Genomic DNA, 13,287 nt, shown 5'->3' with positions numbered 1-13,287 from the left:
AAAATGTATGAATTTGCCCCTGTCTTATGTTTTTTTTGAGACAGAGGCAGATTTTTTATAAAAATAAATGCATAAATATAAATTTGTATGATATATTTATACAAAAACCTTCGAGGTGTAAAAATATGCGCGGGATCTTAAAATTATCAAGTGGGGAAGTTTTTGAAGGAAAATGGAAGACCAATACGAACTTAACAGAAGCCTTCGGGGAAGTGGTTTTTTATACAGGCATGACCGGTTTTCAAGAAGTATTAACAGATCCTTCTTATAAAGATCAAATTGTTGTTTTTACGTATCCACTAATCGGAAATTACGGGATTAATGAAGCTGATTTCGAAAGTTCGATGCCACATGTTGCTGGCGTTATTGTCTACGAGGCAAATGAAGAAGTGTTTCATTATCAAGCAAAATACTCACTAAAGCAATATTTGGATAAGTGGAATATTCCATTGCTCGATGAAATTGATACGCGAGCGCTTGTGAAAAAAATTCGCGATAAAGGCTCGATGCCTGCGGTTATCTCCAAAGGAGAGGTGAGCGAAGCGGAAATCACTTTGAAAAACAATTGTAAAGTAGAAGAAGTGTCCACAAAGGAAATTGTGAAACTTGGTGCAGGCGACCACCATATAGTTGTTGTCGATTTTGGCTTTAAGCATTCTATCGTTGCGTCTCTCCTCAATCGCAATTGCCAAGTAACCGTAGTTCCATTCCATACGAGCTTTGCTGACATTGCTGCGTTAAAGCCAGATGGAATTTTACTTTCAAACGGACCTGGAGATCCCAAGGATGTTCAGAGTGAATTGACAAAAATTAATCAACTTGTTCATAAATATCCAACGCTTGGAATTTGTCTTGGACACCAGCTTACTGCATTGGCATTAGGTGCTGATACAGCAAAGCTAACGTTTGGACATCGCGGTGCGAATCATCCGGTCTGTGACTTAGTGACTAATCATGTTTTCATGTCTTCGCAAAATCATAGCTATGTGGTGCATGAAGACAGTTTATTTGGAACAGGATTGCAAACACGGTTTTATAATTTGCATGATCGTTCTGTTGAAGGGTTAACTCATGATACATTGCCATTACGTACAGTCCAATTTCATCCGGAAGCAAATCCAGGACCAAGTGATAGTGAATACATCTTTGATGAATTTATCGATTTAGTTAAAAATAACGGGAGAGTTGCTACGTATGCCTAAAGACACTAGTATAAAATCCATTCTTGTAATCGGTTCGGGACCAATCGTCATTGGTCAGGCAGCAGAATTTGATTATGCCGGCACTCAGGCTTGTATGGCGCTTAAGGAAGAAGGTTATCGCGTCATCCTTGTTAACAACAACCCGGCAACCATTATGACTGATGAATTTTGTGCAGATTTCGTTTATTTTGAACCGCTTACGGTTGAAAGCCTAGAAAAAATCATAGCGAAAGAACGTCCAGACGGAATGCTAGCAACCATAGGCGGACAGGTTGGACTAAACCTTGCTTTCCGTCTTAGCGAAGCGGGCATTATTGAAAAATACGGAGTAAAGCTCCTTGGAACTTCGATTGATTCGATTAAAAAAGGGGAGGACCGAGAAGCCTTCCGGGCATTGATGAACGAGCTTGGTGAACCTGTCCCAGAAAGTACAATTGTTCATACAAAAGAAGAGGCAGTTCAATTTGCCAACGAAATTGGTTTTCCGATTATCATTCGCCCAGCCTATACTCTCGGTGGAACTGGCGGGGGAATTGCCAATAATTTTGACGAGCTAACGAGCCTCGTCACAAGCGGTTTATCTGAAAGTGCGATTAACCAGTGCTTAATTGAAAAAAGCATCGCTGGTTTCAAGGAAGTTGAATATGAAGTAATGCGTGACGCAGCAAATACATGTATTACTGTTTGTAATATGGAAAATATCGACCCGGTAGGCATTCATACCGGTGACTCAATTGTTGTCGCACCATCGCAAACATTAACGGATGACGAATACCAAATGCTGCGTACGGCATCTATTAAAATCATTTCGGCACTCAAAATCGTCGGTGGCTGCAATATACAGTTTGCGCTTGACCCATACAGCAAACAATATTACTTAATTGAAGTAAATCCACGGGTCAGCCGTTCATCGGCATTGGCTTCAAAGGCTACCGGTTATCCAATTGCTCGCATGGCCGCTAAGCTTGCTGTCGGTTATTCCTTATCTGAAATCATTAATCCGGTTACCGGTGAAACGTTTGCGAGCTTTGAACCAGCTCTTGATTACGTAGTCGTTAAATTTCCAAAATGGGCATTTGATAAGTTCCCACAAGTCAACCGCAAGCTAGGTACGCAAATGAAGGCAACCGGAGAAGTCATGGGAATTGATCGTAATCTGGAACGCTCATTGTTTAAGGCGATTCATTCTTTGGAAATTGACAATCAGGACTTGATTTTACCAAGCCTGAAAAATCAGTCAGTTGAACAGCTTCAGGAAATGATGCTTGCGCAAACGGATGAGCGCTTGTTTGTCATCTTTGAATTAATCCGTCGTGGTGTGGAGATCGAAGAAATTCACCAGCAAACCAAAATAGATTTATTTTACCTGACACGCTTTAAAAAGCTTATCGGCCTTGAGGCAGAAATCGTAAAAACAACTAGTGAAACAGTTACAAAGGAAGCCCTTCAACTTTATAAGAATAAAGGCTTTGGGGACAAATTCTTAGCTGGTGTATGGGCTATTACTGAAAGTGATGTCCGAAAATTAAGAAAAGGCTTTAGCGTTTTACCTGCCTATAAAATGGTTGATACATGTGCTGCAGAATTCCATTCAGTCTCTAATTATTACTATTCCAGCTATAGTGGTGAAAATGAACAAAGTCCATCCGAAAAACAAAAGGTTCTAATTATTGGAAGTGGCCCAATCCGTATTGGTCAAGGAATTGAGTTTGACTACTGTTCAGTGCACGGAGTATTAGCGTTAAAGGATGAAAACATAGAAACAATTATGATTAATAATAATCCGGAAACAGTGAGTACTGATTTTGCCACAGCTGATAAGCTCTATTTTGAGCCATTAACGATCGAATCAGTTTTAAATGTAATGGAAGCAGAAGGAATTAGCGATGTGATTGTCCAATTAGGCGGACAAACGGCATTGAATCTCGCTGATGAGCTTGAAGCATATGGTGTAAATCTGCTTGGCACAAGTTCAGAAATGATTGATTTATTGGAGGACCGCGAACGCTTTTATCAGTTACTTGATGAGCTTGAAATCCCACGTGTCCGCGGTGACATTGCCAATAACGAAGCGGAATTATTGGCATGTGTAGAGGATCTTGGCTACCCAATTTTGCTTCGTCCATCCTATGTAATTGGTGGTAGAGGGATGGAAGTTCTGAAAAATAAAGCTGAGCTTGAGAAAAAATTAGCAAATGGTTCCGTTTCTTATCCCATTCTGGTTGACCAGTATATTTACGCTCAAGAGGCTGAACTCGATTTAGCTGCAGATGGCGAAAATATTTTGGTGCCAACTATTGTTGAGCACATCGAAAAAACGGGTGTTCACTCTGGTGATAGTATGTCGATTTTACCGGCACAAAGTTTTTCAACTGAGACAGAACAAACGATGTTAACTTATGCGGAAAAAATCGTGAGAAAACTCCACTATAAAGGTTTAATGAATATTCAATTTATTGTTACAGACAAATCTGTGTTAGTATTAGAAGTGAATCCACGAGCTAGTCGTACCGTGCCGATTGTTAGTAAGGTAACAGGACAACCACTCGTGCAAATCGCAACGAAAATCTTACTTGGAAAACTATCTTTGGCTAATCGTGCTGAGCAAAACAAGCCAGTTTCCTTGCCGTTTATTACAATTAAGTATCCTGTATTCTCAAACTATGCCCTTCATGGTTTAGATTCAAAAGTTGGTCCGGAAATGAAATCGACCGGTGAAGGTATCAGTATTGCAGGTAGTATAAGTGAAGCATTAGCAAAATGGCTTCATGTGAACGTGAAAAATTCTATAAATGGTGGAAAGCTCGTTTGTAGTCCATTGGATGATGTAACAGAACTCACACAATTGGCAAAACAAGCAAATATCGAAATCGTGCAAACAGAAGAATTAGAAGAGGCACTTAAAGATGGTCAGACGATTGCCTTTTTCAATACTCAAAAACAAGCAACAGATATTAAAGCGCGCCAAATCGCAACGCGTAACCGAATATTAACTTTTACTGAAAAAGAAACAGCAAAAGCTTTCTTAATTGCAGTGGCAGTGAAGGATTGGCAAGTTCAATCAATCAGCCATTGGCATCAATCCATAAATAAGGACGTGACGGTAGGATGACTCAAACAAGTGTATACGATACACAACTTAAAGGAAAAGATTTATTAACATTAAAGGACCTTCCACCTCAGACAATTCAAGCATTAGTAGACAACGCTATTAAATTAAAGCAAGAAAAGCTTGCTGGTATTGATCATGGCAAGCCTCTCGCAGGCAAAATTCTTGGGATGATTTTTGAAAAATCATCAACAAGAACGCGTGTCTCTTTTGAGGCAGGGATGCTGCAATTAGGCGGTCAAGCCATCGTGATGAACAGTAAGGATTTACAAATTGGCAGAGGCGAGCCAATTTCAGATACAGCGAAAGTGATGTCTCACTATATCGATGGGATTATGATTCGTACTTTCTCACATTCCATCATTGAAGAATTGGCTGAACATGCTTCGATTCCTGTCATTAACGGCTTAACAGACTTGTACCACCCATGCCAAGCACTGGCTGACCTGCAAACGGTATATGAGCAAAAAGGTAAGTTCGCTGGCTTGAAAATGGCATACATTGGTGATGGAAACAACGTGGCACATTCCTTAATGATCGCTTGTGCAAAAATGGGTATGGATATTGCGGTTGCCTCACCGAAAGGCTATGAGCCAGATGCTACAGTTGTTGAAGCGGTTCAGGGCTTTGCAGCTGAAAGTGGCGCTAAAGTGGTCATCACAAATGACCCAGTCGAGGCGATTACTGATGCAGACGCAGTTTATGCGGATGTATGGACTAGCATGGGACAGGAAAAAGAAAACGAAATCAGATTAAAAGCATTCGAAGGCTTCCAAATCAATGATGAGCTTGTGAAGCATGCTAAACCAGATTACATTTTCTTGCATTGTTTACCAGCACACAGAGAAGAAGAGGTAAGCACTAGCGTAATCGACGGTCCTAACTCAGTTATTTTTGAGCAGGCAGGCAACAGATTACACGCTCAAAAAGCGTTGTTGGTGGAAATCTTAAAAGATTAATGTTAGGTAAAGACCAATCGGCACTTGTTTGTGCTGGTTGGTCTTTTTAAGTTTTTGCAGGGATGTTGCTGGTTGTGTCGAATTTAGTCGAAAAGCGGATAAATAGCAAAATTCGGCGGATAAACGCCTGTAAAAGTCGGATAACTGGCCAAAATCGTCGGATAAACAGCTTGAAACGTCGGATAAAGTCCCGATTTTGGCGGATAAAATTTGAACGGCCCACTTAATATCCTAATTTTGGCTGCTAACAATCCCAACTTAACTGGAGATAATAGCAAATGAACCATTCAGCTAAGGAGGTTGAACCAAATGGGCCAAAACAGGCAATTTAAATCAGGACATAAAGCGCCAAATAACGGAGTATATATCGAGATTGGAGATTCTGGCGATCAAGTCAACAACCCGAAAATGATTCGTTTAAAAGCAGGAGACAAATTCCCGGAAAACTCAAATGATGACAGGGTTTGGTCATATAAGCGTAGACCTTAAACTTTGTCCAAAACAAACTTAGCCATCCACTCCTGGATGGCTTTATTTTTTGGAAAAATAGGAATATAATATACATAAAGGTCAGGAAAGGTCAAACTAATAAATAACATGCACTACAAGCGTGAGTCCAGATAGACCTTTAGCCACTAGCAGTAAGGAGGATATTAAAATGGATTTAAACAAAATGACGGAGCGGCTTCAAACCGCATTGCTGTCAGCCCAAACTCTTGCTCGCGAAAATAACCATCAAGAAATTGATGATATTCATTTATTTTTAACGATTCTATCAACAGACGATAATCTAGTATCCAGTGTGCTCGAAAGATTAAACTCTGCTCCAGCAGCATTTAAGCAGGAATTACAAAGGGCGCTCGATAAAAAGCCACGCGTCACCGGCTCTGGTGCCTCAGGGCAGAATATTTATATTTCCGCAAACCTGCAACGTCTAATGACGGATGCGGAAAAGGAAATGAAGCAATTTACCGATGAATACTTATCGATTGAGCATGTGCTGCTTGCGGTAATTCATTCCAAAACAGAAACAGGTAAAATTTTACAACAACTAAAACTTACGAAAGAAAAGCTGTTAACAGCAATAAAAGAAATTAGGGGGAATCAAAGGGTGACTTCACAAAATCCAGAATCAACCTATGATGCATTAAAGAAATATGGCCGCGATTTGGTTGCAGAAGTTAGAACGGGGAAAATTGATCCCGTGATCGGCCGTGACAGTGAAATCCGCCATGTGATTAGAATTTTATCACGGAAAACAAAGAACAATCCGGTACTAATCGGTGAACCAGGTGTTGGGAAAACAGCAATCGTTGAAGGATTGGCCCAACGAATTGTTCGTAAAGACGTTCCAGAGGGTTTAAAGGACAAAACCATCTTTGCTCTCGATATGAGTGCGTTAATTGCCGGAGCAAAATTTCGGGGCGAATTTGAAGAGCGCTTAAAAGCTGTGTTAAATGAAGTCAAAAAGAGCGAAGGAAAAATCCTCCTCTTCATTGATGAGCTTCATACCATTGTTGGTGCCGGTAAATCTGAAGGAGCTATGGATGCAGGCAATATGCTTAAACCAATGCTGGCACGAGGAGAGCTACACTGTATCGGGGCAACCACATTGGATGAGCACAGAAAATATATTGAAAAAGACCCTGCACTTGAGCGCCGCTTTCAACAGGTCCTAGTCCAAGAGCCTGATGTTGAAGATACGATTTCAATTTTGCGGGGCTTAAAGGAAAGATTTGAGATTCATCATGGAGTAAATATTCACGACCGTGCTTTAGTAGCGGCTGCAACTCTTTCTGATCGCTATATTACTGATCGGTTCCTTCCAGATAAAGCGATTGATCTTGTTGATGAAGCGTGTGCGATGATTAGAACCGAAATCGATTCAATGCCAACTGAAATTGATGAAGTCGTGCGCAGAGTGATGCAGCTTGAAATCGAGGAAGCTGCATTACAAAAAGAGACGGATCCGCAAAGTCAACAGCGTCTTGAAACTTTAAAAAAAGAGTTGGCTGAATTACAGGATAAAGCAAACATCATGAAAGCTCGCTGGCAAAATGAGAAAGAAGGAATTCAAAAGGTAAGCGAGCAGAGAGCTATACTTGAAAAGTTACGCCGCGAGCTGGAGGATGCTGAAAATAATTACGATTTAAACAAGGCTTCTGAGCTTCGGTATGGAAAAATTCCGCAGGCTGAAAAGGATCTAAAGCAGCTAGAGGATGCAGTTACCGAGCATCAAGAGACAAAGTTGCTCAGAGAAGAAGTAACCGAAGAGGAGATTGCCTCTATCGTTGCCCGCTGGACGGGTATTCCAGTTACAAAGCTTGTCGAGGGTGAACGAGAAAAGTTACTGAGACTTGAGAGCATCCTTCATGAACGAGTTATTGGTCAAGATGAAGCGATTGAATTAGTGGCAAATGCCGTACTCCGAGCACGGGCAGGAATTAAGGACCCGAATCGGCCAATTGGTTCGTTCATTTTTCTTGGACCAACTGGTGTCGGAAAAACTGAACTTGCAAAAACACTCGCACAAGCTTTGTTTGATAGCGAAGAACAAATGATTCGCATCGATATGTCCGAATACATGGAAAAGCATGCAGTATCAAGACTGATTGGCGCACCTCCAGGTTATGTGGGCTATGAAGAAGGCGGACAATTGACAGAGGCTGTCAGACGTAAGCCGTATTCCGTTATTCTTTTAGACGAAATCGAAAAGGCGCATCCAGAGGTATTTAACATCCTACTACAAATGCTTGATGATGGTAGAATCACCGATTCCCATGGACGCACGGTGGATTTCAAAAATACCGTCATTATTATGACAAGTAATCTTGGTTCACATTTATTAATTGAAGATGCCATCAACAATAATGGGGATATTTCTGAAGAAACACGGGAACGAGTGATGGGAACGTTAAGAAATCATTTCCGACCTGAATTTCTTAACCGGGTCGACGAATTGCTGTTGTTTAAACCGCTTGGCTTAAGCGAAATTAAAGGAATCGTCGTCAAATTGGTGGCTGAGCTTCAAGAACGCCTTGCTGACCAACAAATACGTTTAAATATGACTGATGGTGCAAAGAATTTTATTGCTGAAAATGGTTTTGATCCTGTATATGGAGCTCGTCCGCTCAAACGCTATATTCAACGAGAGTTGGAAACGAAGCTTGCTAAGCTGATCATTGCCGGGAAAATTACCGGAGAACATCCTGTTAATATCGTGGTGAAGGATAACAGATTAGATGTTGAAATCTAAACTAAAAAAAGCTGGCTCGAAGGAGTCAGCTTTTTTCAAACAAAAATTCTTAATGTTTTTCTACTGGATCGTTTGGAATGATTGCAGGAATGATGTAAAGTAACAAAGTTGCTGGTACAGCAATAAGTACACCAGTCATAGCATCGAATTCAGTCCCAATCATCGAGCTACCTACATATACAACCATTTCAATTAGGATTAAAGTCCAGAATAAAGTCCAAAAGTATTTCACCGAAATCACCTCTTACTTATGTATTCCTCATCTCATCTTACCATATCATTCTTAATAATTAAATAATTTTTCTGTCAAGTTTAGTTTATCCATTTCGTTGAACTAATAGGCAAACCTCCCATTCAAATCTCGAACACCTTCATACATTAATATGAATCCACACTAAAAGGGGTAATTTTATGGTAATGGAGAACCGGAACTTCCAATTGGATACCGAATGGAGTATTGTTCATTATCCCTACCAGCCTAATGGTTTCGGTATCCTCATTATTGGTGATGAAAGAAGTTTTGTCGAAAAGGATTTGAATTTTTGGACGCAAAATGAAGGCAGACTAACGCTCATTAATCATTTTAAGGAAAAAGGCTATACTGCATTTTACTCTAATTTATATGGAAAGCATTGGGGTTCGAACAAAGCAACAAAGCTCGCGAAGCAACTTTACTATTATGTCATTCGCAGGGAAATTCTTAATGAAAAAATCCATATATTTGCAGAAGGAATGGGCGCATTAGTTGCACTCAGATTACTTGAGGAACTGAAGGGGAAAATTCGTTCAATCGTTTTGGTCAATCCGATATATTCATTAAAAAGTCAATTGGAACATGAAAAGGAACATAAATTTTTCTATAAAAAACTGACACGAGAGATTGCAGCGGCTTATGAAATTGACCCTAAACAAGTTGAAGCCATGATAGAGGGGATGGAGGAAATTGATTCACTATCAACAAGTGCTCCGATGAAAATCATTCATCTTTTAAACGGATCAAGGGCTTATAAGCAATCAGCACTGACTAATTTATTAATGGCAAAACTTAATCAGGATGGTGCAGTCATTTCTGTTAGTTATTTGCTACCAGAAAAAATGACGCAGCTAAAACAGTACACTTGTGATTTCTATAAAAGCTTTGAAACGGAATTGTAATGAAAAATAAAGCAAATTCTCCTCTCCCTGTGCATAGGATACCATGAGGCATTGCGCAGGGAGGTAAAGTTATGGACAAGATTGTCATCGTAGGTGGTTATGAGTTTTTGAGCTTTCATCTTTGCAGGCAATTTTTAGAGCAAGGATATCTCGTAGAGTGTATCAATTTTGAAAATAATACCGATCTATTCTATGAAGAAAAACAGTTTTCAGTCGGACGCAATAGTAACTTGGTGGAGCATACTCTTCGTGAATGGATGGAGATCGGAATAGCTTGCGAACAAGATTCCCTCATTATCATAACGATATTTGATTTATTTTTAAAAAAGAATGCGGAAATGTTGATTGCCCAATTGGAAGGTGTGGCCAATGAGCTGCCGAAAACGGAGCGATTTAATCCAGCCAAGGTCGTATTTCTTCAACCGCTATACCAACAGATCGATAATCCGAATTCATTGGGAGCGATTCATGAAAAACTTGTCAAATGTGTCACCGATAAAGGGATTCCGCATTGTACAATTTCATTACCCACCTTATATGGACCGTGGCAGCCTGTTGAGTTTTCCTTTCAACAAGCGATATATAATGATTTGAAAAATTGTGACGAGTTCGCTTTGAATCCGAAAGAATGGTGCTATGATGCGATTTATATTGATGATGCCGTGACCGAGTTGTTCCGACTTATTAACGATGAAAAACTTGAAACATGTACTTTTAAAAATAGGATAGAGGATGAGTGGATGAATTGCGCAAACTATTTGGGAATAAATTCAATTCCTTGTAGTCTTACACTGGTAAAAGACGGAACGAGAGCGAATGATGTTTATAAGGAGATATGTGGGACTGTTGATTGTCAACAAGGACTGCTTATCCAAAAGGAGCATTTAATAAGGTTTTTAGCGGGAATGTAATGATTCTGTAATACAATATTTCTTTTCAATGTGAATAGCTAGCGGTAGAATGAATAGGGAGATGGGTATAATCCCTAGGTCAAAGATTGTTACCAAAAAGACAATTGCCACAGCTAAATTGTGCTGATGATTAAAGGAGTTGCAATTTTTTGAAGCGTTTCGGAGTTTTTCTGTTAATCTTGGCTTTATTAGCCGGGTGTGAGCACCAAGTAGGAAACGGAAAGTTGTCAAAGGTAGGATTGCTGGTTCCAGAAACTGTTAATGACCAAGTATGGGGCACTAAAGGCTATAGTGGTCTGTTGAAAATCCAATCTGAATTTGATGCTGAGGTTTATTATAAGGAAGGCATGAATACAAAAGAGGCTGTAGCAAGAGGTGTGAAGGATTTTGATCAAAAGGGTGTTACCCTCATTTTTGGACATGGCAACGAGTATGCTGAGTACTTTAATGATTTGGCAGAACAATATCCTGATATCCACTTTGTTAGTTTCAACGGAAATGCCAAGCAAAATAACACGACAAGCATGAATTTCAATGGATATGCCATGGGCTTTTTTGGTGGAATGGTAGCTGCTCACATGACAAAAACGAACGAGCTTGGTGTCATTGCCGCTTTTGAATGGCAGCCAGAAGTAGAAGGATTCTATGACGGTGTTCAATTTGAAAATAAACAGGCAAATGTTACAATTAGTTATGTTGGTCATTGGAATGACAAAGGCAAAGCCTTGGACTTATTAGATTCGATGCTCAAAAAAAGAATAGATGTAATTTATCCAGCCGGTGATGGCTTTAACGTGCCAGTTATCGAAAAAATCAAAGAAAATAGTAAATACGCCATTGGCTATGTCTCTGATCAATCTGACTTAGGCGAGTCGACTGTCCTTACTAGTACAGTACAGGATGTTGAAAAACTTTATGTGATGGTGGCACAGCAATATGTTTCAGACGAGCTAAGGGCTGGTAATCAGTCGTATGACTTCAATGATGACGTGATTATGATGGGAAAATATAGTCCCCTTATTGATAAGGCCTATATTGAAAAGATCAATGTATTAATTGAAGATTATATTAGGACGGGGAAACTTCCGAATGATAATTGACAAAAAATCCATCAGCATTTGATACTGATGGATTCGTTGTATTTGCTTATTTCCTTTTAAGGAATTTCATAATGATTGGGTTAAGCTCATTGTATAATGGCTTAAATTGTTCCGCCGTTTTCATCAGTAAATCTATGTTTTCGTATAAAAGGTCAACATCAAGGTTATTTAAATATTTTTCAACGCTGGCAGGATTGATGAGAGCTGAAACTGTTTCATTTTGCTGAGACATTTGTTTAAATCCCCTGTTCCGTTGTGGAGAGTAGTTACGTGTCTGTGTGTTAGATTTTTTTTCAGTTTCTTGTTGATAATCTTTCTGTCCATGATGCTGTGATGAATGATTACCAAATAAAAATTGTCTAAAGGGGTCACCCTGTCTGCGCCGATCTCTGTCGTTTGAATTATTCAAGTACATATTTTAGCTACCTCCTTTTAGCAGTTTTATTTATTTACTATATTATGTTCGCTTCATATTTTTGTATGGTCATCTGTCTTTATGTGTCACATGTCAATGTCCGAAACAGATTAAAAAAAAGTTGCCAATGAAGTTTGTTTTTTGATAAAATTAGTACCAAGTCATAATATTTGATAATAAAATATACTATTAACTATCATGTTATATATTGAAAAGGAGTTGTTTCCATGAACGCTGGTATTAAAGGAATAGGTCGTTATTTACCTGAACGAATTGTGACTAACCAGGAACTGGAACAAAGAATGGACACAACAGACGAATGGATTCGGTCAAGAACGGGGATTGAAGAACGTAGAATTGCTGATGACTCTATGAATACGTCTGATTTGGCTTATGAAGCTGCGAAAAATGCAATTGAGAATGCTGGAATTACAGCAGAGGAAATTGACTTAATACTTGTTGCAACGGTTACACCTGATCAACCATTTCCAACAGTTTCGTGCATTCTTCAAGATCGTTTAGGAGCGAAGAAGGCAGCTGCAATGGATATCAGTGCGGCATGTGCTGGGTTTATGTACGGAATGGTAACCGCAAAGCAGTTTATTGAGATTGGAACTTATAAGCATATATTAGTAGTTGGTGTGGAAAAACTTTCTAAAATTACTGATTGGAATGATCGCAATACAGCAGTTTTATTTGGTGATGGTGCAGGAGCAGTTGTGATGGGTCCTGTATCTGAAAACAGAGGTATCCTTGCGTTTGAGCTAGGTGCTGACGGCTCAGGTGGAAAACATCTTTATCAGGAAGATTACATTGTAATGAATGGCCGTGAAGTCTTTAAATTCGCGGTTCGTCAAATGGGGGAAAGCGCAGTCAATGTCATCGAAAAAGCTGGCCTTTCCAAAAAAGATGTAGATATGCTCATTCCACATCAGGCGAATATTCGCATTATGGAGGCATCCCGACAACGATTGGAGTTGCCTGAGGAAAAAATGTCAAAAACGGTAAATAAATACGGGAATACATCTGCCGCATCGATCCCAATTTCAATTGTAGAAGAACTTGAAGCAGGAAAGATTAACGATGATGATGTAATCGTGATGGTCGGCTTTGGTGGAGGTTTAACCTGGGGCGCAATTGCATTGCGTTGGGGTAAATAAGATATTATAAATGTCGCAAT

The 13,287-nt window shown here is 39.6% G+C and carries 11 protein-coding genes; 9 read left to right on the top strand and 2 right to left on the bottom strand.

Translation table 11 applies throughout. The annotated features are described in order from the left end of the window. The first annotated feature begins 125 nt into the window (after positions 1 to 125). From HHO41_RS10945 to clpB, 5 genes are all read left to right on the top strand, one after another. The gene (locus HHO41_RS10945; RefSeq protein ID WP_169098452.1) at positions 126 to 1,202 is read left to right on the top strand and encodes a carbamoyl phosphate synthase small subunit; all 1,077 of its coding nucleotides are present in this window, start codon (positions 126 to 128) and stop codon (positions 1,200 to 1,202) included. Beyond that, positions 1,195 to 4,314, top strand: a complete 3,120-nt coding sequence (locus HHO41_RS10940; RefSeq protein WP_169098450.1) for a carbamoyl phosphate synthase large subunit — start codon at positions 1,195 to 1,197, stop codon at positions 4,312 to 4,314. The genes HHO41_RS10945 and HHO41_RS10940 overlap by 8 nt, the downstream gene beginning before the upstream one ends. After that, complete coding sequence (gene argF / locus HHO41_RS10935) at positions 4,311 to 5,270, top strand: ornithine carbamoyltransferase (RefSeq protein ID WP_169098448.1); 960 nt, start codon at positions 4,311 to 4,313, stop codon at positions 5,268 to 5,270. Before HHO41_RS10940 ends, argF begins: the two co-directional genes overlap by 4 nt. Before the next feature lie 309 nt (positions 5,271 to 5,579). Further along, positions 5,580 to 5,759 (top strand): YjzC family protein, encoded by a 180-nt coding sequence (locus tag HHO41_RS10930; RefSeq protein WP_169098446.1) that lies wholly within the window; start codon positions 5,580 to 5,582, stop codon positions 5,757 to 5,759. Between the two features lie 169 nt (positions 5,760 to 5,928). Beyond that, positions 5,929 to 8,526 (top strand): ATP-dependent chaperone ClpB, encoded by a 2,598-nt coding sequence (gene clpB / locus HHO41_RS10925; protein ID WP_169098444.1) that lies wholly within the window; start codon positions 5,929 to 5,931, stop codon positions 8,524 to 8,526. A gap of 49 nt (positions 8,527 to 8,575) precedes the next feature. On the opposite strand, the gene HHO41_RS10920 is transcribed toward clpB, so the two are convergent. After that, positions 8,576 to 8,758: a DUF2929 family protein gene (locus HHO41_RS10920; RefSeq protein ID WP_169098442.1), complete on the bottom strand. Its 183-nt coding sequence runs from the start codon at positions 8,756 to 8,758 to the stop codon at positions 8,576 to 8,578. 179 nt (positions 8,759 to 8,937) lie between these two features. Between HHO41_RS10920 and HHO41_RS10915 the strand changes: the two genes are divergently transcribed. The 3 genes from HHO41_RS10915 to HHO41_RS10905 all read left to right on the top strand — a co-directional run bounded on the left by HHO41_RS10915 (position 8,938) and on the right by HHO41_RS10905 (position 11,692). Continuing rightward, the gene (locus HHO41_RS10915; RefSeq protein ID WP_348981261.1) at positions 8,938 to 9,681 is read left to right on the top strand and encodes a lipase family protein; all 744 of its coding nucleotides are present in this window, start codon (positions 8,938 to 8,940) and stop codon (positions 9,679 to 9,681) included. Between the two features lie 71 nt (positions 9,682 to 9,752). Beyond that, a complete protein-coding gene (locus HHO41_RS10910; protein ID WP_169098440.1) occupies positions 9,753 to 10,592 on the top strand; it encodes a hypothetical protein in 840 nt (279 codons plus the stop codon). 149 nt (positions 10,593 to 10,741) lie between these two features. Further along, complete coding sequence (locus tag HHO41_RS10905) at positions 10,742 to 11,692, top strand: BMP family ABC transporter substrate-binding protein (protein WP_169098438.1); 951 nt, start codon at positions 10,742 to 10,744, stop codon at positions 11,690 to 11,692. A 46-nt stretch (positions 11,693 to 11,738) separates the two neighbouring features. Here HHO41_RS10905 and HHO41_RS10900 read toward each other — a convergent pair whose 3' ends face one another. Then, entirely contained in the window at positions 11,739 to 12,107 is a 369-nt protein-coding gene (locus tag HHO41_RS10900; RefSeq protein WP_169098436.1) for a hypothetical protein, read from the bottom strand. 227 nt (positions 12,108 to 12,334) lie between these two features. Here HHO41_RS10900 and HHO41_RS10895 point away from each other — a divergent pair, with 227 nt between their 5' ends. Then, positions 12,335 to 13,267, top strand: a complete 933-nt coding sequence (locus tag HHO41_RS10895) for a beta-ketoacyl-ACP synthase III (protein WP_169098434.1) — start codon at positions 12,335 to 12,337, stop codon at positions 13,265 to 13,267. The last annotated feature ends 20 nt before the right edge of the window (positions 13,268 to 13,287 follow it).

Source organism: Bacillus sp. DNRA2, assembly GCF_012843265.1.
GTDB lineage: Bacteria > Bacillota > Bacilli > Bacillales > Cytobacillaceae > Bacillus_BU.
This window is presented reverse-complemented; position numbering and strand designations above follow the sequence as displayed.

Bases quoted from the DNA above. Each gene is read 5' to 3' on its own strand.
- HHO41_RS10945 (WP_169098452.1), top strand. From the start codon at position 126: ATGCGCGGGATCTTAAAATTATCAAGTGGGGAAGTTTTTGAAGGAAAA.
- HHO41_RS10940 (WP_169098450.1), top strand. From the start codon at position 1,195: ATGCCTAAAGACACTAGTATAAAATCCATTCTTGTAATCGGTTCGGGA.
- argF (WP_169098448.1), top strand. From the start codon at position 4,311: ATGACTCAAACAAGTGTATACGATACACAACTTAAAGGAAAAGATTTA.
- HHO41_RS10930 (WP_169098446.1), top strand. From the start codon at position 5,580: ATGGGCCAAAACAGGCAATTTAAATCAGGACATAAAGCGCCAAATAAC.
- clpB (WP_169098444.1), top strand. From the start codon at position 5,929: ATGGATTTAAACAAAATGACGGAGCGGCTTCAAACCGCATTGCTGTCA.
- HHO41_RS10915 (WP_348981261.1), top strand. From the start codon at position 8,938: ATGGTAATGGAGAACCGGAACTTCCAATTGGATACCGAATGGAGTATT.
- HHO41_RS10910 (WP_169098440.1), top strand. From the start codon at position 9,753: ATGGACAAGATTGTCATCGTAGGTGGTTATGAGTTTTTGAGCTTTCAT.
- HHO41_RS10900 (WP_169098436.1), bottom strand. From the start codon at position 12,107: ATGTACTTGAATAATTCAAACGACAGAGATCGGCGCAGACAGGGTGAC.
- HHO41_RS10895 (WP_169098434.1), top strand. From the start codon at position 12,335: ATGAACGCTGGTATTAAAGGAATAGGTCGTTATTTACCTGAACGAATT.